Annotated in this window: 21 protein-coding genes and 2 tRNA genes; 14 read left to right on the forward strand and 9 right to left on the reverse strand. The window is 33.9% G+C overall.

The window, feature by feature from the left end; translation table 11 throughout:
• Positions 1–15: 15 nt before the first annotated feature.
• From OZP08_RS04270 to OZP08_RS04290, 5 genes are all read left to right on the forward strand, one after another.
• Entirely contained in the window at positions 16–1,236 is a 1,221-nt protein-coding gene (locus OZP08_RS04270; RefSeq protein WP_281323090.1) for a M23 family metallopeptidase, read from the forward strand.
• 276 nt (positions 1,237–1,512) lie between these two features.
• Positions 1,513–3,156, forward strand: a complete 1,644-nt coding sequence (pgi, locus tag OZP08_RS04275) for a glucose-6-phosphate isomerase (protein ID WP_281323091.1) — start codon at positions 1,513–1,515, stop codon at positions 3,154–3,156.
• Positions 3,157–3,458: 302 nt separating this feature from the next.
• Entirely contained in the window at positions 3,459–6,269 is a 2,811-nt protein-coding gene (locus tag OZP08_RS04280) for a TonB-dependent receptor (protein ID WP_281323092.1), read from the forward strand.
• A gap of 104 nt (positions 6,270–6,373) precedes the next feature.
• A complete protein-coding gene (locus OZP08_RS04285; protein WP_268848503.1) occupies positions 6,374–6,796 on the forward strand; it encodes a hypothetical protein in 423 nt (140 codons plus the stop codon).
• 81 nt (positions 6,797–6,877) lie between these two features.
• Positions 6,878–7,381 carry a septal ring lytic transglycosylase RlpA family protein gene (locus tag OZP08_RS04290; RefSeq protein ID WP_281323093.1) on the forward strand — a complete coding sequence of 168 codons (504 nt, stop codon included), beginning with the start codon at positions 6,878–6,880 and terminating at the stop codon, positions 7,379–7,381.
• Positions 7,382–7,480: 99 nt separating this feature from the next.
• On the opposite strand, the gene OZP08_RS04295 is transcribed toward OZP08_RS04290, so the two are convergent.
• Positions 7,481–7,948, reverse strand: coding sequence for a CYTH domain-containing protein (locus OZP08_RS04295; RefSeq protein ID WP_268848504.1), 468 nt, complete (start codon positions 7,946–7,948; stop codon positions 7,481–7,483).
• Between the two features lie 139 nt (positions 7,949–8,087).
• Here OZP08_RS04295 and dinB point away from each other — a divergent pair, with 139 nt between their 5' ends.
• Complete coding sequence (gene dinB, locus OZP08_RS04300) at positions 8,088–9,170, forward strand: DNA polymerase IV (protein WP_281323094.1); 1,083 nt, start codon at positions 8,088–8,090, stop codon at positions 9,168–9,170.
• Positions 9,171–9,275: 105 nt separating this feature from the next.
• Here dinB and OZP08_RS04305 read toward each other — a convergent pair.
• The 3 genes from OZP08_RS04305 to rseP all read right to left on the reverse strand — a co-directional run bounded on the left by OZP08_RS04305 (position 9,276) and on the right by rseP (position 10,888).
• Positions 9,276–9,349: transfer RNA gene (locus tag OZP08_RS04305), tRNA-Asn, on the reverse strand.
• A 38-nt stretch (positions 9,350–9,387) separates the two neighbouring features.
• Positions 9,388–9,461 (reverse strand) — tRNA-Asn (locus tag OZP08_RS04310).
• An 83-nt stretch (positions 9,462–9,544) separates the two neighbouring features.
• On the reverse strand, positions 9,545–10,888 hold the full coding sequence (gene rseP, locus OZP08_RS04315; RefSeq protein ID WP_268848505.1) for an RIP metalloprotease RseP: 1,344 nt from the start codon (positions 10,886–10,888) through the stop codon (positions 9,545–9,547).
• A gap of 199 nt (positions 10,889–11,087) precedes the next feature.
• Between rseP and OZP08_RS04320 the strand changes: the two genes are divergently transcribed.
• The 5 genes from OZP08_RS04320 to OZP08_RS04340 all read left to right on the forward strand — a co-directional run bounded on the left by OZP08_RS04320 (position 11,088) and on the right by OZP08_RS04340 (position 19,133).
• A complete protein-coding gene (locus OZP08_RS04320) occupies positions 11,088–12,158 on the forward strand; it encodes an NADH:flavin oxidoreductase/NADH oxidase (RefSeq protein ID WP_281323095.1) in 1,071 nt (356 codons plus the stop codon).
• A gap of 1 nt (position 12,159) precedes the next feature.
• Positions 12,160–13,206 (forward strand): Gfo/Idh/MocA family oxidoreductase, encoded by a 1,047-nt coding sequence (locus OZP08_RS04325; protein WP_281323096.1) that lies wholly within the window; start codon positions 12,160–12,162, stop codon positions 13,204–13,206.
• A 237-nt stretch (positions 13,207–13,443) separates the two neighbouring features.
• The gene (locus OZP08_RS04330) at positions 13,444–14,655 is read left to right on the forward strand and encodes an MFS transporter (protein ID WP_268848507.1); all 1,212 of its coding nucleotides are present in this window, start codon (positions 13,444–13,446) and stop codon (positions 14,653–14,655) included.
• A 272-nt stretch (positions 14,656–14,927) separates the two neighbouring features.
• Entirely contained in the window at positions 14,928–17,765 is a 2,838-nt protein-coding gene (locus OZP08_RS04335; RefSeq protein ID WP_281323097.1) for a carboxypeptidase-like regulatory domain-containing protein, read from the forward strand.
• 18 nt (positions 17,766–17,783) lie between these two features.
• Positions 17,784–19,133, forward strand: coding sequence for a DUF5689 domain-containing protein (locus OZP08_RS04340; protein WP_268848508.1), 1,350 nt, complete (start codon positions 17,784–17,786; stop codon positions 19,131–19,133).
• 65 nt (positions 19,134–19,198) lie between these two features.
• Here the strand turns inward: OZP08_RS04340 and pyk are convergent, their stop codons facing one another.
• From pyk to OZP08_RS04365, 5 genes are all read right to left on the reverse strand, one after another.
• Positions 19,199–20,629 (reverse strand): pyruvate kinase, encoded by a 1,431-nt coding sequence (pyk, locus tag OZP08_RS04345; protein WP_281323098.1) that lies wholly within the window; start codon positions 20,627–20,629, stop codon positions 19,199–19,201.
• A 5-nt stretch (positions 20,630–20,634) separates the two neighbouring features.
• On the reverse strand, positions 20,635–21,120 hold the full coding sequence (locus OZP08_RS04350) for an IPExxxVDY family protein (RefSeq protein ID WP_281323099.1): 486 nt from the start codon (positions 21,118–21,120) through the stop codon (positions 20,635–20,637).
• Positions 21,121–21,228: 108 nt separating this feature from the next.
• Positions 21,229–21,975, reverse strand: a complete 747-nt coding sequence (gene rnc, locus OZP08_RS04355) for a ribonuclease III (protein ID WP_281323100.1) — start codon at positions 21,973–21,975, stop codon at positions 21,229–21,231.
• On the reverse strand, positions 21,976–23,235 hold the full coding sequence (fabF, locus tag OZP08_RS04360) for a beta-ketoacyl-ACP synthase II (protein ID WP_268848511.1): 1,260 nt from the start codon (positions 23,233–23,235) through the stop codon (positions 21,976–21,978). It lies immediately after the preceding gene.
• Positions 23,236–23,414: 179 nt separating this feature from the next.
• Entirely contained in the window at positions 23,415–23,651 is a 237-nt protein-coding gene (locus OZP08_RS04365; RefSeq protein ID WP_007137004.1) for an acyl carrier protein, read from the reverse strand.
• 177 nt (positions 23,652–23,828) lie between these two features.
• On the opposite strand from OZP08_RS04365, the gene purN reads away from it, so the two are divergent.
• The 3 genes from purN (at position 23,829) to OZP08_RS04380 (ending at position 25,887) form a co-directional block, all read left to right on the forward strand.
• Positions 23,829–24,398: a phosphoribosylglycinamide formyltransferase gene (gene purN / locus OZP08_RS04370; protein ID WP_268848512.1), complete on the forward strand. Its 570-nt coding sequence runs from the start codon at positions 23,829–23,831 to the stop codon at positions 24,396–24,398.
• Positions 24,399–24,408: 10 nt separating this feature from the next.
• Entirely contained in the window at positions 24,409–24,888 is a 480-nt protein-coding gene (rnhA, locus tag OZP08_RS04375; protein ID WP_281323101.1) for a ribonuclease HI, read from the forward strand.
• A 75-nt stretch (positions 24,889–24,963) separates the two neighbouring features.
• Positions 24,964–25,887 carry a PfkB family carbohydrate kinase gene (locus OZP08_RS04380; protein WP_281323102.1) on the forward strand — a complete coding sequence of 308 codons (924 nt, stop codon included), beginning with the start codon at positions 24,964–24,966 and terminating at the stop codon, positions 25,885–25,887.
• Positions 25,888–25,903 lie beyond the last annotated feature (16 nt).

Genomic DNA, 25,903 nt, shown 5'->3' on the forward strand with positions numbered 1-25,903 from the left:
TAATAAAGAGGTCGCTTGAAACAAGTCATTATAATTTTAGCAGTATTATTTTCTTTATTGTCCTGTAATAGGAATGAAGATACCTTAAGAAATGAACCAGTAAAGAAACAGTCCAAAATAAGTGACTTCGGATTTACTTTGTCTGACTATAATGTAATTAATGATTCTATAAAATCTGGCGACACTTTTGGCAGTATTGTTCAAGGACAAAATATTGGTGACAAAAAAGTGTATGATATTGTTGCACAGGTAAAAGATACTTTTGATGTTCGCACTATTAAAATAAACAAACCGTATACCTTGCTTAGGTCTAAAGGTAAAACCAATAAACTAAATGTTTTTATTTACCAACCAGATCCTTTGCATTATTATGTAGTTGATTTGCGAGATTCTATAGCGGTCGTCCATAAAAAAACAAAGCCTTTAACCTTGAAACAAAGAACTATTGGTGGGGTATTAAAAGGCTCTTTATCCGAAACGTTAGAATCTGCAAATGTAGAAGGAGCATTGGCAAGTAGGATTTCAAAAATATTTGCATGGTCTGTCGATTTCTTTAAAATAAAAAAAGGAGATAGATTTGGATTGACTTTTACAGAAAGATATATTAATGATTCTATTTATGATGGAGTAGATAGTCTTCAGGCAGCTTTTTTTGAATATAAAGGGAAGATAATTTATGCTTTTCCCTTTGAACAAAACCCTGGTTCAGGTAGAATAGAATATTATGATGAAGATGGAAAAACACTGAAGAATTTCTTTCTTAAAACCCCAATAAAGTTTAGCCGCATTACTTCACATTTTACTTCAAATCGTTTTCATCCCGTTCAACAAATCTGGAAAGCACACAAAGGAACAGATTATGCCGCACCTTATGGAACGCCTATTTCTACAACTGCTTCCGGAATAGTAGAACAAACGGGCTACACGGCAGGGAACGGAAATTTTGTCAAGGTGAAACATAATGGAACCTATTCTACTCAATATTTACACATGTCAAGAATATTGGTAAGACGCGGTCAGCATGTCAATCAGGGGCAAAAAATAGGTTTAGTGGGAAGCACAGGATTGGCAACCGGACCACATGTATGTTATCGTTTTTGGAAAAACGGAGTGCAAGTAGATGCTCTACGATTAAAACTTCCTAATGGAGAACCGATGAGTGGAAAAAACAAAGAGCGTTTTTTGAAACATATCGAACCTTTGAAATTTGAATTAGACAGTGTTTCTAATTTATAGAATCCTATTTTTACTACATAGAACTATTTTGTAACTGCTGTTTTTAAAATGGTTAATAATTTTTTCACATATAATCAGGACTGTTGGCAGTTAACAAGTAAAGAAAATTTTTACTGATTAAACTTTGATAATCAGTAAATACCTAAATATTTTTTAAGGTATTTGTTCTGTAAATTAATCCAGTAAATTTTTAGCTAAATTGTTATATAATATGATGAATTCACATGATTCAAACATATTTCAGTAAATTAGCGCAATTATAAAAAACTAAAATAAATGGCTTTAAACACAATAAACCCAACTGAAACATCAGCTTGGGAAAAACTTCAGTTGCACTATGCTGAAATGCAAAAAGCTTCAATGTCAGCAATGTTTCAGGTTGATAATTCAAGAACAGAAAAATTTCATTTGAAGTGGAATGATTTTTTGGTTGATTATTCCAAAAACAGAATTAATCAGGAAACTATTGATTTGCTTTTGGAGCTAGCAAATGAAACGGGTTTGAAAAATGCTATTTCAGATTACTTTGGAGGAGCACTTATTAATCAAACGGAAAATAGAGCGGTATTGCATACAGCTTTACGCGCCAAAGAGTCGGCTGTAATACATGTAGACGGTATTAATGTAATGCCAGAAGTATATGCTGTAAAGAATAAAGTAAAATCGTTTACAAATGAAGTAATCTCAGGGCAAAGAACAGGATATACTGGAAAACCATTTACAGATGTTGTAAATATAGGTATAGGTGGTTCGGATTTAGGACCAGTGATGGCAGTTGAGGCTTTGCAATATTATAAAAATCATTTAAATGTTCATTTTGCTTCTAATGTAGATGGTGATCACGTAAATGAAATTATTAAAAAACTTAATCCAGAGACTACCTTATTTGTAATTGTTTCAAAAACCTTTACTACTCAAGAAACTTTAACGAATTCAGAAACTATTAAAGCATGGTTTCTAAAATCGGCTAGTCAGGAAGATGTGGCTAAACATTTTGTGGCAGTTTCAACCAATATTCAAAAAGTAACTGAATTTGGGATTAATCCAGACAATATTTTCCCTATGTGGGATTGGGTTGGAGGACGTTTCTCTCTATGGAGTGCCGTGGGGCTTTCTATAAGTCTAGCAGTTGGTTTTGAAAATTTTGATGAACTGTTGAGTGGAGCTAATGAAATGGATGAGCACTTTAAAACTGCCGACTTTGATAAGAATATCCCAGTTGTATTAGCATTATTGAGTGTTTGGTATAATAATTTCTTTGGTGCCGAGAGTGAAGCTTTAATTCCATATACACAATATTTACAAAAACTAGCTCCTTATTTACAACAAGGAACTATGGAAAGTAATGGTAAGAGTATTGGTCGCGATGGAAAACCGGTGAATTATGAAACCGGAACTATTATTTGGGGAGAGCCGGGTACAAATGCTCAGCATGCCTTTTTTCAGTTAATCCATCAGGGAACCAAATTAATTCCTTCTGATTTCATTGGATTTGTAAAACCATTATACGGAGACGAAGATCATCATGATAAATTGATGTCAAACTTTTTTGCTCAAACCGAAGCCTTGATGAATGGTAAATCAGAAGAGCAAGTTCAGGCAGAGTTTGATAAGCAAGGCCTTAATGCTGATAAAGCGAAAGTGCTTCTGCCTTTCAAAGTGTTTAGTGGTAATAAGTCAACTAATACAATATTGATCCAAAAATTAACACCTAAATCTTTAGGATCTTTGATAGCTATGTATGAGCATAAAATTTTTGTACAAGGTATTATTTGGAACATCTTTAGTTTTGATCAATGGGGGGTAGAATTGGGTAAACAGCTGGCTAATTCCATATTGGAAGAAATCAATACAAAAGAGATTAAAAAACATGATAGTTCTACAAGGTTTTTACTACAACATTTCTTGGAAAACAAATAGTTAAGTTTCTGTAAAACTTATTTTAAAAAGTCCTGATTTATCACAATCAGGACTTTTTTTTGGGAAAAAGACAAAAAATATTTTTGAAGGAAGAGTAAAACCATCCCTTTTGGTCTTTGTTGTGATGTGAATTTAATATGCTAAATGGTTTATTTGTGAAAATTATTCAATTTTTTAACCTAATAATTATAATGCTATTATATTATCCAGAAGTATTGCTAAATGTGCAATTCCTTAAAGGTTTCTTAACATAAATTGATTTGAATGTTATAATTTTGCCAAAAATAAATAAACTAACAATAATGAAGACAATGAAAAATTGGTTACTTTCAGGAGTACTATTTTTAGTGGTTTCGACAGTATTCTCACAAGGGAAAATTACAGGAACCATTACAGATGGACAAAATCCTCTGCCTGGAGCAAATATTGCTATAAAAGGTGGTGCTGGCGCATCAACAGGTTTTGATGGTAAATTCACCATTAACTCAACTGTAAATGCTGGACAATTGAATATTTCTTACATCGGTTTTGACAACAAAACTGTTAATTTTACAATTGCAAACGGTGTTTCTACAGATTTAGGAAACATTGTTTTAGTGTCTAACTCTAACGAATTGGGTGAAATAGTTGTTAAATCGACAGTAGTCGATGTTGCAAAAGACAGAAAAACACCAGTTGCTGTATCTACAATTAAAGCGGCTGAAATTCAAGAAAAATTAGGAACTCAGGAATTTCCAGAAATTTTGAAAAATACACCTTCAGTATATGCTACAAAAGGTGGTGGTGGTTTTGGAGATTCTAGAATTAACATTCGTGGATTTGACCAAAAGAACATTGCTGTTATGATAAATGGTATGCCTATTAACGATATGGAGACTAGTGCTGTATATTGGAGTAACTGGGCTGGATTATCTGATGTAACTTCAGCGATGCAAGTACAAAGAGGATTAGGTTCTTCAAAATTGGCTATCTCATCTGTTGGAGGAACAATCAATATATTGACTAAATCTTCTGATAAAAAAGAAGGAGGGTCTATTGGGTCTTCTTTTGGAAACGCAAACTATCTTAAAACACAAGCATCTTATAATACTGGAAAATTAGAGAATGGACTTTCTGCTTCTATATTGTATAGTCATACTATGGGAGATGGTTATGTAAATGGAACTGAATTTGTAGGAGATAATTATTTTGTTGCTTTAGGATATGCAACAAAAAATAACAAACACGATTTTCAATTTACTTTTACAGGTGCACCACAATGGCATGACCAAAGAAACTCAAGTATTACAATCGAAACATATCAAAAGTATGGTTCTAATGGAGAGCCAAATACAAGATATAACTCGGATTGGGGTTATTTGAATGGAGAAAAGTTTAATATGACAAGAAACTATTTTCACAAGCCAGTTGGTTCTATTAACTGGGATTACAAAATAAATGAAACTTCAAAATTGTCAACAGTACTTTATGGTTCTTGGGGCCGTGGAGGTGGAACTAGAGGTGCTGGAGGAGTTAGAGGATTAAATTATTTAAATAGTGCTTTTAGAACTGCCGATGGTTTAGTTGATTTTGATAAAATTCAAGCCTATAACTCTGGTCAAACGGTTATGATTAATGGGGTTGCTACAACAAGAACTCAGATTAATGGTAATTTCCAAAATAGTTCAAGTACAGGTAGAACTGGTGCAGGGACTCCAGCTTCTCCATATGTTTATAATAGTACTTCAGGTATTTCTCAAATTTCATCTGTCAATTCTCATGACTGGTATGGTGGTGTTATTAATTTTAATAAAAAATTCTCAAATAATCTAACTTGGGATTTAGGTATAGATGCTAGAACTTATACAGGTATTCATTATCAAAATCTAAATAATTTATTAGGTGCAGATGAGTATTTTGATAATACTGATAAGAATAATCCAAATAGAATTTTAACTGATACGTACACAACTAAGCCTTCAGGAAATCCTTTTGCGAGTGCGACTAATGGAGATAAAATTAATTTTTACAATGATGGAAATGTAAACTGGTACGGTGCTTTTACTCAATTGGAATATTCTAAAGACAATTTGACTGCATTCATTCAAGGAGCTATTTCTCAACAAGGTTTTAAAAGAGTAGATTATTTCAAATATTTAAGTTCTGATCCACTTTCTTCTACAGATTACGAAAACATACTTGGAGGTAACGTAAAAGGAGGAGCAAACTATAATATTAATGAAAAGCATAATGTTTTTGCTAATGCTGGGTATTATTCAAAACAACCGTTCTTTAATGCGGTGTATCCTGGAAACGCATCTATTGTTAATCCGTATTTAGTGAATGAAAAAATTATGGCTGTTGAAGCTGGATATGGTTTCCGTTCAAGAATATTTACAGCTAATGTGAATTTGTATTATACGACTTGGAAAGATAGAAATTTAAGAGTAAATGATGCTGCAACTACTAATCCTGGTGGATATTTCGATTATACTGGACTTGCAGAAACACATTCTGGTGTTGAATTTGAAGGAAATGCTAGGGTAACTGATAAGTTGAGAGTGAATGGAATGTTCTCTTATGGAATTTGGGAATATAGTGGACAAGCAAAATCTACGTTGTATGATAATGCTAATAATGAGTTGAGTTCAGGAGTTCTGTACTTGGATAATGTTAAGGTTGGTGATGCTGCTCAAATGACAGCTTCTTTGGGTGCTTCTTATGAGGTTTTGACAAGAGTTACTTTGGATGCTAATTATAATTTTAATGATAATTTATATGCTGCAATTTCACCAGATAAATTCTCTAATGCAAATAATAAAGGATCATTACAATTGCCTTCTTACGGATTGATGGATGCTGGTTTCTCTTATAAGATGCTTGTTGGTGCGAAAAAAAATAAATCAGTAAACTTCAGAATTAATGTGAACAACGTTTTAGATAAAACTTATATTGCAGAATCTAGAACTAACATCTTTGCTGATGATAATCTTCCTGTTGCAACTGGACAACCAGCTGGTTCAAAAGGGACTTACCTTTCTAACGGAAAGCTTTATAATGGTGTAGCAACTGCAAATGAAGTTTTCTTCGGATTTGGAAGAACTTGGAACTTTAATTTACGTTACGATTTCTAAGAAAGAATCAGAATAAAGTCAAGAAATACCCCAATCGCTTTTTAGCTGATTGGGGTTTTTTAATGACTTTTTTGCTTATATTTGTTCAAATTAAAATCTTATTTATGTACACTATTTTACAAAAATTTCACTCAGGTTGGGCTTATGTTGCATTATTAGTTCTTGTTATAGCGGTTATCAATGCCATAATGGGAATGTCTTCTAAAAAAGAATTTACTGCCAAAGATCGAAAAATTGCTTTGTTTGGTTTGATTGGAGCTCACGTTCAATTATTGATAGGTTTGATTTTGTATTTTGTGTCTCCGTTAGGATTGGCTTCTTTTGGGCAAATGTCTGATAAAGCATTGCGTTTGACTTCATTAGAGCACCCATTAATCAATATAATTGCAATTGCTTTAATTACTATAGGCTGGTCTAAACATAAAAAACTAACAACCAGCGAATCAAAATTCAAAACCTTTTCTATATTCTACGGTTTAGGACTGGTGCTTATCTTAAGTAGAATTCCTTGGTCATTGTGGTTCTAATACAATATAGAAAGTCCTGAAAAGGACTTTTTTTTACCAAAAAGTTTTTTGCAATTCAAAGTTTCACCTAATAAACTATAAATGAAAAAAATAATCACACTTTTATTTTTACTAGCCAATATTGGTTTAGTGAGTAGTCAAAGTTCAATTATAAACAGCAAAAAATTTTCCATTAAAAAAGATACTTTAAAAAAAACAACGAAGGTTGTTGAAAAAGTTGAAAAAGAAGTTGAACCAGTTGCAGTAGCCCCAGATTCTGTAATTGTCGAGACTGGAAAGTTTGTATTCTTCAAAAAAAATGCGCACGCTTCCTATTATCATGACAAATTTAATGGTAAAAGAACAGCAAGCGGAAAGCGATTTGATAATAAAAAGCTTAGCGCTGCCCACAGAAAATTTCCTTTTGGAACCAAACTCAGGATTACTAATGAAGCTAATGGCAAATCGGTAGTAGTCGAAGTGATCGATAGAGGTCCATTTGCGAGAGGGAGAGAGATAGATTTAAGTAAAAAAGCATTTATGGAAATTACTTCAAACAAAGGAAGTGGTTCTGTAATTGTAAAAATTGAGGAATTACAAAAATGATAATTCTTTCAGTAATTAGTAAAGAGTAATTAGCTTTTGGTGGTTGAAGAAATCTAGTCATAAACCGCATTGCCAATTACTCTTTGCTGATTCTAATAATCACCAATTCTTAAAAGGGTGGTTGTTCAAATAGGCGTTGTAATATCTTTTGTCATTGGTGACCTCTTCGCCTAACCAAATGGGTCTTTCAAAAGATTCTGTTTCTGAATTTAATTCAATTTCAGCCATAATCAACCCTTCGTTTTCTCCATAGAATTCATCTACTTCTATGATATGATTACTTGTTTTGATTTCAAAACGGGTTTTGTCAATAACACCGGCTTCACACAATAACAGCAATTTTTCAGCTTCGTCAATAGGTATTTCTTTTTCCCATTCAAAACGGGATAAACCTGAGTCGTTAGAGATGCCTTTTATGGTCAAGAAGCCTTTGTTTCCTTTTATCCGTACTCTTACAGTTCTTTCAGGAACGGAGTTCAAATAACCTTGTTTTATTCGGTTTTGAGTAAATGCTTCTTTTTTGAATGCATCCGAAGTGACTAAAAATTTTCTTTCTATTTCTATCATTTTTCTATTTTAGGAGCTATACCCAGCACTTTGTTATATTCCCGATTTTATGTGGGGTTAGTATGTAGATCAAAGATATTCATTTATTTTTAACAGTTGAGTCGTTTCATTTCATTCAAAACGTTTCTAAATTTGTATCATGCTCGAATCCATACCAAATAGAAAAATCATACACATCGACATGGATGCTTTCTATGCCTCGGTTGAGCAAATGGATAATCCGGAATTGCGAGGAAAACCAATTGCTGTTGGTGGCGCCGAAAATAGAGGAGTGGTATCGGCGGCGAGTTATGAAGCTCGAAAATTTGGGGTTCGAAGTGCTATAAGTGGTGTTTTGGCCAAAAAATATTGTCCAGAACTTATTTTTGTAAAACCGCGTTTTGATCGTTATAGAGAGATTTCAAAAAAAATTCACAAAATATTCCGTGATTATACAGATTTGATCGAGCCACTTTCGCTTGATGAAGCCTATCTGGATGTTACCCAAAACAAAAAAGGGAATCCTAGTGCGAGTTTATTGGCGCAGGAAATACGATTGCGTATTTTTAATGAAGTAGGGCTAACGGCTTCGGCTGGGATATCGGTCAATAAATTTGTTGCCAAAATTGCGAGTGATTATAATAAGCCCAACGGACAAAAAACGGTCAATCCAGATGAAGTTATAGCTTTTCTAGAGGCTTTGCCTATTCAAAAATTCTATGGAGTAGGGAAGGTCACTACCGAAAAAATGTTTCAGCTCGGAATTTTTACAGGCTTGGATCTTAAAAGTAAATCGGTAGAATTCTTGGAAAAGCATTTTGGCAAGTCTGGAAGTTTCTACTATAATGTGGTTCGGGGTATTTATAATAGTGAAGTAAGGTCAAATCGAATTACAAAATCGGTTGCGGCAGAATATACTTTTGATAGTAATCTTTCTTCTGAGGTGTTTATGGTTGAAAAGCTTGAAAAAATAGCAAATGAATTAGAGCGACGTTTAAAAAAGCATAATATTTCCGGAAAGACAATCACTCTAAAAATTAAGTATAGCGATTTTACCCAACAAACACGAAGTAAAACAATGCCTTATTTTATATCGGATAAAGCGTTGATTCTAGAAACGGTTAAAGAATTGTTGTATCAGGAGAAAATGAAAGATTCGGTACGGCTTCTCGGGATTTCTTTGAGTAACCTAAATACCGAAATCAAAAAGACAATTGTGGTGCAGCTTAAATTTGATTTTTGATTTAGTTTTCAGTGTTGATTCGAAATATCTAACGGGTTAAATAGGATATGTGTGGAAAATTCAATGCAAAAAAAAGACTATCGTAATGATAGTCTTTTTTTTAAGCTCCCCCTCTTGGGCTCGAACCAAGGACCCTCTGATTAACAGTCAGATGCTCTAACCAACTGAGCTAAGGAGGAATCACCTTAAAGGTAAATATGTTTGCTAAAAAAAGTTGCTCCCCCTCTTGGGCTCGAACCAAGGACCCTCTGATTAACAGTCAGATGCTCTAACCAACTGAGCTAAGGAGGAAGTTGTTGCTCTTTTTAGCGAGTGCAAATATAGATGTTTTTTTGGTTTGACAAAAATATTTTCACTCTTTTTAATAAATATTTTTACTTGCCTGTAATTGCTTTGTAAATGTCGTTTCCGTTAGCAAATAAAAGCAATGATATAAGTAAAACAAAGCCAACCATTTGTGCGTTTTCAAGGAATTTGTCACTAGGTTTTTTACCACTTACGATTTCAAACAATAAAAACATTACGTGACCACCATCTAGGGCTGGAATTGGCAATAAGTTCATAACTCCAAGCATAATCGATAATATAGCCGTGATGCTCCAGAAAACTTCCCAGCTCCAAGAACTAGGAAAAATGTCGAATATAGCTTTAAAACCACCTACTTGTTTGTAAGCTTTGGTTTCTGGATTGAAAATCATTTTTAACTGTTTACCGTATCCAACCAATTGATCTTTTCCTTTTTCAATTCCAAAAGGAATCGATTCAAAGAAACTGTACTTTTGATGTGTAATTTTATAGTACCCTAGTTTTTCTAAAGAATCAAGTCCTAAAGCAGCAAGTTGAACACCAAGTTTGCCTTCTTTGTTTACTTTTAGGTCTAAAGTTATTTGTTTTTGATCTCTCAAAACCAATGCTGAAATTGTTTTGTTCTTATTGTTTTCTAGAACTGCTTTGGCCTGATCTAGGTATTTTGTGGTTTGTCCGTTTAGTGATAAAAGAATATCTTTTGTTTTAAGATTTTGGTTTGCCGACTCATCAGATACGTTACCGATAACAAATGGAATTCTAATGGTAGCCAATGGCGCTTTTTCGACTTTAGACAATTGGTCAACAAAATCATTTGGCATTTTAATCGTTTGTTCGGTGCCATTTCTATCAATAGTGACTTCTTTGGCCAAAATAAGTTTAGAGCTGATTTCCTTGTCAAAGCGAATAATTTTTGCTCCATCAACAGCAATAATTTTATCTCCAGATTTGAATCCGGCATTGATCATTGCTTGGTTTTCTATTAAAAGACCGTCTTTCATGTCGGCATTTGCAACATAGGAATCTCCATAAGCATATGCCATACCAATATAAATAATGAAGGCCAAGATAAAGTTTACCGTAACACCACCCAACATGATAATCAAACGTTGCCAAGCTGGTTTAGATCTAAATTCCCATGGTTGTGCAGGCAAAGCCATTTGTTCCTTGTCCATGCTCTCATCGATCATACCAGATATTTTTACATAACCACCAAGAGGTAACCAACCGATACCGTATTCAGTTTCGCCAATTTTCTTTTTTAGAAGTGAATATTTAACATCAAAAAACAAATAAAATTTTTCGACTCTGGTTTTGAATAATTTAGCGGGAATGAAATGTCCTAATTCGTGAAGTATAATAAGTAATGATAAGCTCAATAAAAATTGAGAAAGCTTGATAAATATTTCCATTTTTAAATTTTCGGTTCTATAATGACTGACAAAAATACTATTTTCTATTATATTATTTGTGGTATATTGTTGGGTATCGTTTTAAAAGTTTGTTAATTAATGCTTTTTTCGTTTTTTAATTTCAACTTAGTGCAATAACTTTACTACATATAAATCTCGTTTTAATGCTCTTAAAATTAAAACAATTAATATCCGTTATATGTCGTCTCAATTATTTTCACCTTTACAGATAAAAAGTATTACTCTTAAAAACAGAATAACGGTATCACCAATGTGTCAATATTCGGCTCAAGAAGGTTTTGCAAATGATTGGCATTTGGTGCATCTTGGCAGTCGTGCTACAGGTGGTGCGGGTCTAATTATTCAAGAAGCTACAGCTGTTTCTCCAGAAGGTAGAATTTCTCCCAGCGATTTAGGGTTATGGGATGATGAACAGATACCAAAATTACAGTCTATCACTAAGTTTATTATTGATCAAAATTCAGTTCCGGGAATACAACTGGCTCACGCAGGAAGAAAAGCCAGTGTTTCATCACCTTGGTACGGAAATAAAAAAATAGCTCAAAATCAAGGAGGATGGGAAACAGTAGCGCCAAGTGCTGTTGCCTTTCATGATTATGAGCATGTACCTACACGATTGGATTTTGTAGGGATACAAAAAGTAATTTCAGATTTTAAATCGGCCGCCAGAAGAGCGGTTCAGGCAGGATACCAAGTACTAGAAATTCATGCAGCACATGGATATTTGTTGCATCAATTTCTTTCGCCTTTATCTAATTTAAGGACAGATGAATACGGTAGTTCTTTTGAGAATAGAATACGGTTACTACTTGAAGTAGTCAAAGCAGTTCAATCCGAATGGTCTAAGGAATTTCCTTTATTGGTTAGAATCTCTGCCACAGATTGGGCAGAAGGAGGATGGAATGTTGAAGAAGCTTTGCGTCTTTCAGAAATATTAAAAGAAAATGGAGTCGATTTAATAGATGTTTCGTCTGGCGGATTAGTATCTCATCAACTAATTCCTTTGGGACCCAATTATCAGGTTCCTTTTGCAGAACAGATAAAAAAAGAAACTGGAATTTTGACCGGTGCGGTTGGTTTAATCACAACGTCTCAACAGGCAGAAGATGTTATTGCTACTGGAAAAGCCGACTTAGTTTTGTTTGCCAGAGAGTCACTTAGAAATCCTAATTTAGGATTGGATTTTGCCAAAGAATTAGGTGTAGATATAGAATGGCCAAAACAATATGATAGGGCTAAAATAAAATAACATGCAAAAAATAAAAACCGCATTACTATCCTACGGGATGTCAGGAAAAGTTTTTCACGCCCCTTTTATAGAATTTCACGATGGGTTTGAATTAGTTGGCTCATGGGAGAGAAGTAAGAAACTCATTCAACAGGATTATCCGAATGCAAAAAGCTATGAGACTCTTGAAGAATTACTCCAAGATGATATTGATTTGGTTATTGTAAACACACCTGTCGAAACCCATTTTGAATATGCCAAAAAAGTGTTGCTCGCAGGAAAACATGTTGTTGTAGAAAAAGCTTTTACAACTACAGCTGCTGAAGCTCAGGAATTAGATAATTTAGCCAAAGAAAAAGGATTGAAACTTTCGGTTTTCCAGAACCGAAGATGGGATAGTGATTTTAAAACCGTGCAAAAAGTTATTTCCGATAAAGTGCTGGGGGAATTGGTGGAGGCGGAGTTTCATTTTGATCGCTACAACCCGCTATTGAGTGCAAAAGGACATAAAGAAACCGCTAATTCCGGCGCTGGAATTCTAAAGGATTTAGGACCGCATTTAATAGATCAGGCGTTGTATTTATTTGGGATGCCTATAGCAGTTTTTGCTGATATTCGGGTGACTCGTGAACATTCTTTAGTAGACGATTGGATTGATGTTTTGCTTTATTATCATGATTTTCGAGTGAGACTGAAAGCTGGATTTTTTGTTAGAGAAGCTAATCCTGCGTATGTTATTCACGGAAAAAAAGGCTCTTTTTTGAAATCTCGTGGAGATGTACAAGAAGATGAGTTGAAACTAGGAAAGAAACCAAATCTTACTACTTGGGGGAAAGAAGCTCCCGGTTATGAAGGATTGTTACATACGGTCATTGATGATAAAGAGATTAAAGAGAAAATCTCAACATTACAGGGTAATTATTATGATTTTTTCGAAGGAGTTTATCAATCAATTAGTAAAGATGTAAAAGAGCCAGTTACGGCTAATGAAGGATTACAGGTGATGCAAATCATTGAAGCTGCCATAGAAAGCAATATTGAAGGGAAAGTTATTGTAGTATTATTGTAATAAAATGATGTTTCTAGCTCTCAATAGCTGGTTTTGCAGGTTGGGAAAGTGACCAATTAAGCGATAGCTAAGTTGGTCCCTTTTTCTAATGGTGGAATCTCAAAATAAATCTTATTCTGATGTTATTATCATATACTTTTTAACAATAACGTTGTAGTTCTTAGTTAATTTGTTGATTTTGCGTATGCTTTTTTTCTTTTTGTACTTTTGAAAAAATAACCCCCTAAAAGAATCGTTTTGATAGATTTAAATTTTATTGGAAGGTCACGTACAAAAGCAAAATACAAGAGAACTTATAAAGTCATAAAAGCATCTTACTTATCCAGAATTCGTTGGGCAGTATCGATGTTTTATTTTGGGATGGGTTTGAGTTTTGCGACTTGGGCCAGTAGAATTCCGGATATTAAAACAGCTTTGCATTTGAGTGACGGGAGCTTGGGTACTGTATTGTTCGCTCTTCCGCTTGGACAACTTATAATCATGCCTTTTTCGGGCAAATTAGTTACCCGTTTTGGTAGTCACCGAGTTTTGATTTTCGCCTTGTTATTATATATTTTTAGTTTAACCAATTTAGGATTGGCTCAAGAAACCTGGCAATTATCTCTTGGGTTGTTCTTGTTCGGAATATTTGGAAACTTATCTAATATTGCCGTAAACACTCAAGGCGTTTATACCGAAGTTCTTTATAAAAAAACTATCATGTCATCTTTTCACGGAATGTGGAGTTTGGCGGGATTTACAGGCGCTTTGGTTGGTTTAGGAATGCTGGCTTTAAAATTGACGCCTTATGAACATTTCTTAATAGTTGCAATAATCGTATTGTTGTTAATAGGTTTTAATTATAAATTTCTGATCAAAGCTAAAGAAACCTTAAAAACTGAAAAGAAAAAATTATTCTCAAAACCTGATAGTGCTTTAATCTGGCTAGGAATAATTGGTTTTTGTTGCATGGCGAGTGAAGGTGTGATGTTTGATTGGAGTGGTGTTTATTTTAAAGATATTATTAAAGTTCCCGGAGCATTGGTCATTTTGGGGTATACTTCGTTTATGATTTCAATGGCAAGCGGGAGATTTTTTGGAGACCATTTAATCCATAGACATGGAAAGAAATTGGTTCTGAAAATTGGTGGTCTTATGATTTCTATCGGGCTTTTTACAGCAGTCTTTTTTCCTTTTATAATTCCATCAACACTAGCCTTTATGTTGGTTGGTTTTGGGGTGTCTACTATTGTTCCTACAGTTTATAGCGTTGCGGGTAAAAATAAAACAGTTCCTCCTGGAGAAGCTTTGACAATTGTTTCAAGTGTGAGTTTTCTAGGTTTTTTGATGGGACCGCCAATAATAGGATACATTGCTGAGATTTCAAATTTGCGATTCTCTTTTGCTTTTATCGGAATCTTTGGGTTTCTAATAGCCTTTATGGTTACCCGAATTAAGGCCATTGATTAAACTCATAATTATAAACTATTTCTTTCTATTTTGTTATAAATAAGAAAAGGAGTACTTTTTATTTATTATTTAATAGTTTTTTTTCTAAGTTCGCGACAAGAATTTCTACTGGATATTATTTGATAGAAATTTAAAATTCCACGTCTGATTTAGCGTCTTCGTGACACTTTTTCCCAAAACTTTTTTATCCTTTTTAGAACGTATCTAATTTTTGAATCTGTTGTATGCAGTGTTTTTGCATAAAACGGATCCAATAAGTTTAAGAATACTATATGGATAAATTTTTGTTAGGAATGCTCTCTTTATTGAATATGACTTTTGTATTAGCTCAGAAGCCAACAGGAATTAAGGGAAAAATTATTGATTCTAAAACCCAAAAACCTTTAGGGAATGTAGTAGTAACTATTGAAAATACACAGCTTATGCAACTTACAACTAGCGATGGTATTTTTAGTTTTTATACAGTTATTCCAGGAAATCAATTGTTGCTTTTGCATAGTCAAGGATTCAAAGATGCATTGTTTCCTATTGTGATTATTAAAGAGCAAATGCTTGATTTGGGTGTGATTCCATTGGAGGATAATCAAACTTCAGAGGAACAAACAGGGATAATCACACTTCTTGAAAGTGATTTAAGTGATGATAATAGTGGCTCCGAAAGTACCTCGGGACTTTTGCAATCTTCAAGAGACGCTTTTCAGCAAGCGGCAGCTTTTAACTGGGGACAAGCTCGGTTTAGGATTCGGGGGTTAGATAGCCAATATGCAACTACGATGATCAATGGCGTAACGATGAACAAACTGTTTGACGGGAGACCACAATGGGGAGATTGGGGCGGATTGAATAATGCAATTCGGAATCAAGAATTTACAGTAGGTTCTTTTCCTTCTGATTATGCTTTTGGAGGTATTTTGGGTACACAAGAAATCAATACTCGTGCTTCTATTTATAGACCTGGAACGATTTTATCTTTTTCGGGTACTAATACCAATTATTCCTGGAGAATGATGGGAACGTATGCATCCGGAATGAGTAACAAAGGTTGGGCTTTTGTGGTTTCAGCAGGAACTCGTTGGGCTGAGGAAGGATATTTTGAAGGTACAAATTATAATGCCATCGCGGGTTTTATCAGTGTTGAAAAAAGAATAAACGATCGCAATTCCCTTAATTTTTCTGGATTTTATACACCAAATTCACGAGCCAAGAATTCGCCAAATACTGCTGAAGTCACTGAATTAACAAGTGAAAAATACAATTCGTATTGGGGTTGGCAAGACGGAAAAAAGCGAAATGCCAGAATAAAAACCATTGAGGAGCCGATCTTGATGCTGAATCATTTTTATACAATTAATGAATCTACAACGCTGAATTCAAGTTTAACGTACCAATTTGGTAAAATCACTAACAGCAATATTGATTATCAAAATGGTAATAGCCCCGATCCAACCTATTACAAAAAAATGCCAAGCTATTACACTTCAATGTATGCAGCAGATAATGGTGAGTTTTCGGGAGAATACACACCTGATTATGTGAATGCTGAGAAAAGTAAAGAGCTGTTTCTAACCAATAATCAAATCGATTGGAATGCTTTGTATTATGCCAATCAATCTCCAATTTTGGATGCTAACGGAAAAATAACAGGATATACCCCTGCCAAAAGTAATTATGTTTTGTATGAGGATAGAACTGATGACCAAACGATAACGGCCAATTCAGTTTTTAACACCCAATTGAGTGACAATCTTTTCTTGACAGCTGGAGGTTTTTATAGTCACTTAAAATCGCATAATTATCAACAATTAACGGATCTGTTAGGAGGTTTATATTTTGATGATATAGATGTTTTTTACAATGGGAATCAAGCACAATCGGATTTGAATCATCCCGATAGGCAAGTTGTGGAGGGAGATACTTATGGCTACAACTTTAATTATATAGCGAATACTTTAAACCTTTTTACCGACTTTAAATTTACGTATGATAAAGTTGATTTTTATCTGGCACAAAATTTTATAAGCACAAATTATCAGAGAGAAGGTTTGTATCAAAACGGAATTTATCCAACCAATTCTTTTGGGAAAAGTGAGAAAGTGCAATTCGAAAATTTTGGTTTCAAAGGAGGAATTCTTTTCAAAATTTCGGGTAAACAACAATTGAATTTTAATGGTGCTTATCTTTCCAATGCGCCAACAATACGGAATACGTTTCCTAATTCTCGCTTGAATAACTCGGTTGTTGTGGGTTTAGAAAATGAAAATATAAGCAGCTTGGATGCGAGTTATTTTTTTAGAACTCCAAAATGGCAAACCCGTCTTACTCTTTTTTATGCCAAAATAAAAAACATAACACAAACGTCTTTCTTTTATGCCGAGGGAATTTTTGATGATGGAGCAGGATATGCCAATACCGATGCTTTTGTAAGTCAGACATTGACAAATTTGGATAAGGAAAATTTAGGAGCGGAATTTAGTTTTCAATACCAATTAAGCCCAACGCTAATGACTAATTTTTCAGCAGCTTATGGTCAGTTTACATTTGATAGCAACCCAAATGTTACTATAACCAATGATGCTCAGGCTACTATAGAAAATCCCAACCCTGTATTTGATTTTGGAACTTCATCATTAAAAAATTATCATCAAGCGGGAATGCCACAACAGGCATATGCTTTAGGAATTGAATATAGGGACCCTAAATATTGGTGGGTTGGAGGCAATATCAATTATCTGGCCAATAGTTTTATAGATGTTTCTCCTATTTCCAGAACTGCTACTTTCTATAAGAATCCAGCAAGCGGTTTTAATTTTCCGGAAGCTTCAGAGGAAAGAGCCAGAGAATTATTAAAGCAGGAAGAATTTGATCCGACCTTTTTATTAAACATTTCTGGAGGAAAATCATGGAGAATAAAGGGGAAAAACATTGGACTTTTTGCAACTATAAATAATGTTTTGGACCTCACTTATAAAACAGGCGGATACGAACAAGCCAGAAACGCCAATTTTAGACAGCTCAATCAAGATGTCTCAAGCGGAACTCCAAATTTTGGCAACAAATATTTTTATGGTTATGGGAGAACTTATTTTGTGAACCTGTACATCAATTTATAAATTTTAAACAAAAGAAAGATGAACTTAAAATTCTATACAGTTTTTTTAGGAATTGCAGTAACTTTCGGTAGCTGTGCAAAGGAAGAATTCAATGTGCCAAAACTGACATGTACACAGCCGGATTTAAAAGTTAATCGTACTGTCGAAGAAGTACGTGCGAGCACAAGTTCTATAGTGACACAATATACATACGATGATATTATAGAGGCGTATGTGGTCTCTAGTGATGAAGCCGGAAATTTTTTCAAGACAATTTCATTTCAAACTTTGGCGACAGCCTCAGCTCCTGCAATGGGTTTTAGTGTTCCTGTAGATGCCTCTAATACGTACATAGATTTTAGATTAGGTAATAAAGTGTATATTAAAATGAAAAATCAATATACAGATATTTATTTTGGAGGAATGCGTATCGGGAGTATTTATGTCAATATCTATAATGAAGGAGGTGTTGGTAGAATTTCTCCAAACGATTATAAAAATGTATTAAATGCTTCTTGTACAATGGTAAGTGAGGATCTCTTGGTTCGCACTATTTCTATTCCAGATTTGTTGCAGGATGAAAACATTAATACATTAGTAGAATTGTCGGATGTGCAATTCATAAAAGAAGCCATTGGGCGGCATTATTATGAAGAATCTAACGATGTTGGAGGAGGAACCAATTGGAGTTTGATGGATAAATTAGGGAATCAAGTTTTGTTTAGAACAAGTAGTTTTGCTGACTTTGCTGATAAAATTGTCCCTGATGGGAGCGGAAAAATACGAGGGGTTTTAACCAAATTTGGATCAGATTATCAATTATTGGCACGATCAGAAAAAGATGTTATGCTCAATGGCGCTGCTGCAGTTCCTTTCTTTTCTGAAAGTTTTCAAAGTGTAGAAACGAATACCAAGCTTAATCTTCCAGGTTGGTCAAATCTAGTCGAAAAAGGTACGAAATTTTGGTTAGGTACGGTCTATGCAGGAAATGGCTATGCCGAGTTTAACACTACAGGAACAAAAGTAGCGTCGAATATAGCTTGGTTAATTTCGCCAAAAATAGATATGGATTTGCATACCAATGAGGTGCTCACTTTTAGAACAGCACAGCATCACTTAGATGTAGATTCTCCCTTAAACTCGTTAGAAGTGTATGTTTCTAATAATTTTGATGGGTTGAATGTCACTAAAGCTACTTGGATTCCAGTCAAAGTTGTATTGCCTAAACAAGCCACACCTTGGTATCAGTTTGTAGGTTCTGGAGGAGTGGATTTATCATCTTATAAAGGGAAAATAAATATAGCTTTCAAGTACACAGGTTCGGGGAAAAATCTTGCTTTAGATGGCGCTTTCCAGATAGATGATGTGCAGATTTTTGGGGATAAATAAAGAACCGTCTTGAATCTATTTAAGAAACAAGACGGCTTATAAGTGATGTGTATGAGTTTTTGAAATTAATCTATTTCAGAAATTCTCAATGTATTTACCATACCTTTTTCAATAATAGGCATTGCAGCTAAGTTAATAAGGAAATCACCTTTTTTCACAAAACCTTTTTCTTTTACAATAGCATTTACATCTGTAACGGTATCATCAGTACTTACTCTTTTGTCATAATAAAAAGATTTTACTCCCCATAATAAATTAAGTTGGGTAAGGATTTTTTTATTTGAAGTAAAAACCAAAATATGGGCAGATGGTCTCCAAGCTGATATTTGAAAAGCCGTATATCCACTATTGGTCAACGTACAAATTGCTTTTGCTTTGATCACATTAGCCATAAGAGCAGCATGATGACAAATTGTTTTAGTAATAAAACGGTTTGTTCTTACCTGTGGTGTGTTTTGAGGAACTTGGATAAGCGGTGAATCTTCGACTGCTTCAATAATTTGAGTCATTTTCTTGATTACTTGTACTGGGTAATTTCCTGTAGCTGTTTCTCCAGAAAGCATTACGGCATCAGCACCATCCATAACAGAGTTGGCAACATCATTTACTTCAGCACGAGTTGGCGTCAAGCTAGTGATCATTGTTTCCATCATCTGAGTAGCAACAATTACAGGGATTCTAGCTGTTTTTGCTCTACGAATTAATTCTTTTTGAACCAATGGTACTTCATGTGCAGGAAGTTCAACACCTAAATCACCACGAGCCACCATCAAAGCATCGCAATAAGCAACAATTCTATCCATGTTTTCTAATGCTTCAGGCATTTCTATCTTAGCAATAATCGGAATTTTGTAGGTAGAATGTTTAGCAATTAAATCTTGAAGGTCTTGTAAATCGCGAGGTGTTTTTACGAAGGAAAGAGCAATCCAGTCTAAATTTTGTTCAATTGCAAAAAGGGCATCAGCAACATCTTTTTCAGTCATAGCTGGTAAAGAAATTTTAGTGTTTGGTAAATTTACCCCTTTCTTAGATTTTAATTCACCACCTTGAATTACACGAGCTTTAACTTCAGACTTCTTATCAGTTTCAACGATTTCGAAAATTAATTTTCCATCATCTAATAATATTCTTTCTCCAGGATTAACATCATTAGGAAAGTTTTGGTATTTCATGAACACTTTCTTGGCAGTTCCAACTATATCTTCTGCAGTTGTGAAAGTAATTAAGTCACCGTCATTTACAACGACACCATCTTTCATAACTCCAACGCGCAGTTTAGGTCCTTGTAAGTCTCCAAGAATTGCGGTAGTATATCCAAATTCTTCGTTTAAGCCTCGTATGATGCTTATTTTTTGTTTTACATCTTCGTAATCAGCATGCGAAAAATTTACTCTAAACACATTTACACCTGCATCGATCATGTCCTTTATGATTTCTCGTGTACTACATGCAGGTCCAAGTGTGGCTACAATTTTGGTTTTTTTGTTCGTAAGCATTGGTATTAAAAAATTAAATTGTTTTTAGATTTTATTTTGTCAGTATCAGCAATATACATCGTAGTTATATTGTCAATCGTATTTAGCGTATTTTGTATTTTTAAAACATTTAAGTCATCCCCGTTTTCTATTTTTAAAAAGTAATCTACTTTTTTGAATTCTGGAAGCATATATATTTTTGATGAGACTTCCATGTCTATATCAGAAAATAAGTTGAGATTCTCTTTTTTTTGTTTATGAATGATTTCGTTTTTGTTCTGTATCAAATCCCAAGAAATTTCTTTTTTCTTTTCATAATAATGAAATCTTGAAAAATGAGCTTCACCTTCTTTCCCAGTAATTTGAATTTCCTTTTTAGATTTACTTAGGCTTACATTAAATTTTTGATTGATAAAATAGGCCAATCGATAATCATCTAAAGGAGTATAAATAGCAATAAGGCTATAGTCTATTTCGTCAAATTCGCCAAGATCTAATTTATGGATAGCCATTATATCAAATTATAATGCGTAAATATACCATTTCTATTCAAGCAAATAGAAGGTAAATAGCTGTGACTTTAATATTTTATTAACGAAAACGATGTAGTATTACTAATGTTATAGTTGCTTTCTGTCAATTTTTTCTTGAAAAGCAAAATAAGCACGTTGGGATGCTTTTTCTTCAGCTTTCTTTTTTGAAGTGGCTCTGGCTCTGGCAATAACTTTGTCATCAATACTAAGTTTTACGCCAAATAATTTTTGACCATCTATAGCGTTATCTTCAAAGATGTCATAATGAAAGACTTTTTTTTCTTTTTGACACCATTCGATAACCAAACTTTTATAACTGATTACTTTTCCTTCTAATCGAGCGATATCTACATAAGGTGTGATTACTCTTTTTTGAATAAATTTTTCGCAATGCTCATAGCCTTTATCCAAGTAAATTGCCCCAATCAGTGATTCGAAAATATTACCATGTATGTTTTCTCCAAAATGATGTACAGGAACTTTGCTCTCAATAAATTGAATAAGATTTAAATCTTTCCCCAATTCATTTAAATGCTCTCTACTAACAATTTTAGAGCGCATTTTGGTAAGGTAACCTTCATCTCCTAAAGGGGCTTCATTGAATAAATATGCTGCAATTACTGAACTTAGCATTGCATCACCAAGAAATTCAAGCCTTTCATAATTAATGGGATTTCCTTTTAAATCTAACCGGTTAGAGGAGCGGTGAGTGAATGCTTTTCTGTAAAATTCAAGAGTTATTGGGCTAAATCCTAGTATGGGTTGAATAGCATCAAAAAAAATCCCGTCTTCTAGAGAACGGGATTTTGAGAATATTTTTTTAATAAAACGCATTTATGCTTTGTAATCTAATTTTTTAACCAAAACACATGCATTGTGACCACCAAAACCAAATGTATTACTCATAATTACGTTCATTTCTCTTTTTTGAGCAACGTTAAAAGTAAAGTTTAATTTTGGATCAATATTTTCATCATCTGTAAAATGATTGATTGTTGGAGGTACAACTCCGTGTTTTAACGAAAGAATACATGATATTGCTTCAATTGCACCAGTAGCTCCAAGTAAATGGCCTGTCATTGATTTTGTTGAATTCAAATTCATGGTATATGCATGTTCACCAAAAACTTGTAAAATTGCTTTTGATTCTCCAATATCACCAAGTGGAGTTGATGTTCCGTGCATATTTACACCATCAACGTCAGTTGGTTCTAGACCAGCATCTCTCAAGCAGTTTAGCATTACATTTTTCGCACCTAATCCTTCAGGATGTGGGGCAGTAATGTGATAGGCATCAGCAGACATTCCGCCTCCACCAATCTCACAGTATATTTTTGCTCCACGAGCTACAGCATGTTCGTATTCTTCTAGAACTAATGCTCCAGCACCTTCACCTAGTACAAATCCATCTCTGTCTTTATCCATTGGTCTTGAAGCTGTTTTTGGATCGTCATTTCTTGTAGACAAGGCATGCATGGCATTAAAACCACCCATTCCTGCTATAGTTACAGCGGCTTCAGATCCACCAGTTACAATTGCATCAGCATGACCCAATCGGATATAATTGAATGCGTCAATAATTGCGTTTGTTGATGATGCACAGGCAGATACTGTTGTGAAATTAGGACCTCTTAATCCGTATTTCATTGAAATATGACCTCCAGCTATATCAGCAATCATTTTTGGTATGAAGAAAGGATTGAATTTTGGAGTACCGTCACCTTCTGCAAAATTAAGAACTTCTATTTGAAAAGTTTCTAATCCTCCAATTCCTGAACCCCAAATTACACCTACTCTGTCTTTATCTAATGTGTCAAAATTAAAACCAGCATCATTTATAGCTTCGTCTGATGCAACCACGGCATATTGTGCGTAACGGTCCATTTTTCTGGCCTCTTTTCGATCAATAAAATCTTCTACATTGAAGTTTTTTACTTCGCAGGCAAATTTTGTTCTAAATTTTGACGCATCAAAATATGTTATTGGAGCAGCTCCACTAACACCATTAATTAAACCATTCCAAAATTCCTCGATATTATTTCCAATGGGAGTAAGAGCACCAAGGCCTGTTACCACAACTCTTCTTAAAACCATAACTTTTTTGTTTTGCTATTTTTTTAAACAAATAAAGCCCATGCTTTCTATACTGTATCAGTATTGTAAAAGAGCAATGGGTATTACAATATAAATATATTTAGATTGAATTTCAATCAAAAAATTAATTTAAAAAATAATAACACCCGAGTACAAGATTGTAAACGGGTGTTTAATTATTATTTCTTAGCTTCCTCGATGTAAGAGATAGCTTGACCTACAGTAGCGATGTTTTCTGCTTGATCGTCTGGAATTTGGATATCAAATTCTTTTTCGAACTCCATAATAAGCTCAACAGTGTCTAATGAGTCAGCTCCTAAATCATTAGTGAAGCTTGCTTCTGTTACAACTTCGTTTTCGTCAACACCTAATTTGTCTACGATAATCGCTTTTACTCTTGATGCAATGTCTGACATAATCTTTTAATTTTAGAATTTAATTTGTTGGCAAAAATAAAACAACTTTATTTTAAAACAACTATTTAGTGAATAAATATGAGTACTAATTTATAAAATTTATTTTGTAAAGATTTCTCAATCCTACTTTATTTTCAATTTTTATTCCTTTTTTTGCATAAAATAATGAATTAAATTATGAAAAAAATTGTGGTTTTTGCTTCTGGATCGGGGACTAACGCCGAAAACGTTATCAAGTATTTTTCTACTAAGAATACAGGAAATGTAGTTGCGGTTTTTACAAATAATGCTAATGCAAAAGTTATTGAAAGAGCAAAAAAACTGGATGTACCAACGGTAATTTTTCCTAAAGACGACTTAAATTCAGGAAAAGTACTACAAAATTTAAATGCAATTCAGCCAGATTTAATCGTTCTTGCTGGTTTTTTGTTGAAATTTCCAGAAAACATAATAGAAGTTTATCCTAATCAAATTATAAATATACATCCAGCTCTGCTTCCTAAATATGGAGGAAAAGGAATGTACGGGATGCATATTCATAATGCTGTTGTTGCAAATAATGAAAAAGAAACTGGGATTACTATTCATTATGTAAATGAAAATTATGATGAAGGAAATGTTATTTTTCAGCAAAGTGTTGCTTTGTCAGAAACAGATACTCCTGATGATGTAGCTGCAAAAATTCATATATTAGAGCAAAAACATTTCCCGGAGGAAATAGAAAAATTACTTCTAAATAATCTTTAAATCTTAGCTGTTGAATTACGACGTACATATATATACAGATGGTGCTGCCAAAGGAAACCCCGGAAACGGAGGTTATGGAGTGGTTATGGAGTGGGTTGGGAAACCGTATAAAAAAGAGTTCTATGAGGGTTTTAGGCATACAACCAATAATAGAATGGAATTGTTGGCTGTTATTGTAGGCTTAGAAAAATTAAAGAAAGAGAATACGACAGTTTTAGTAATCTCGGACTCTAAGTATGTTGTAGATTCTGTACAAAAAAAATGGGTTTTTGGATGGGAAAAAAAAGGGTTTGTAGGAAAAAAAAACCCAGACCTTTGGAAACGCTTTCTAATTGTTTATAGAAAGCATCAAGTAGATTTTAAATGGATTAAAGGACATAATAACCATTCTCAAAACGAAAGATGTGATGAATTGGCCGTTATGGCGTCGATGCAAAAAGAACTTTCCATTGATGCTTTTTATGAAAAAGAAGAGGGTAAATTTTTATGAAAACTTTGAGAGCATGACCCTTTGCAATATTGCAACTTATGAAGTACCTTTGCACCTTAATTCGAAACTCATATAATGAATAAATTATTGATTGTTGGAACAGTAGCTTTCGACGCAATTGAAACTCCTTTTGGAAAAACAGATAAAATTCTTGGTGGAGCAGCAACGTATATTGGAATCTCAGCTTCTTTTTTTAAGCTACAATCAGCTATAGTTTCTGTAGTTGGAGATGACTTTCCTCAAGAATACCTAGACTTATTAGTAGAAAGAAATATTGACATTTCTGGAATTGAAGTTGTCAAAGGAGGGAAAACATTCTTTTGGAGTGGATTATATCATAATGATTTGAATTCAAGAGATACGTTAGTAACGGAACTTAATGTTTTGGCTGATTTTCAACCAAAAGTTCCTCAAGATTATAAAAATGCCGAAATTGTGATGTTAGGAAATCTACATCCATTAGTACAAAGTAGTGTTTTGGATCAAATGGAGACCAAACCTAAGTTAGTAGTTTTAGATACTATGAACTTTTGGATGGACTGTGCTTTACCAGAATTACTGGATATAATTAAACGTGTAGATGTTATTACAATTAATGACGAAGAAGCCCGTCAACTTTCAGGGGAATATTCTTTGGTTAAGGCTGCAGCCAAAATCCATACAATGGGACCTAAATATATTGTAATTAAAAAAGGAGAACATGGAGCATTATTGTTTCATGGAGAAAAAATATTCTTTGCACCAGCATTACCATTAGAAGAGGTTTTTGATCCAACTGGAGCAGGAGATACTTTCGCTGGAGGTTTTGCCGGGTTTATTGCTCAAAGCGAAAATGTTTCTTTTGAGAATATGAAAAATGCAGTAATTCAAGGTTCTAATTTAGCTTCCTTTAGTGTTGAGAAATTTGGAACTGAAAGAATGATTGATTTAGACAAAAAAGAAGTGGTCTCAAGATTACAACAGTTTAAATCTTTGACACAGTTTGATATAGAATTATAATAATCTAAAGCCTCTC

This window comes from Flavobacterium aestivum (assembly GCF_026870175.2).
In the GTDB taxonomy this organism is placed as follows: Bacteria; Bacteroidota; Bacteroidia; order Flavobacteriales; family Flavobacteriaceae; genus Flavobacterium; species Flavobacterium aestivum.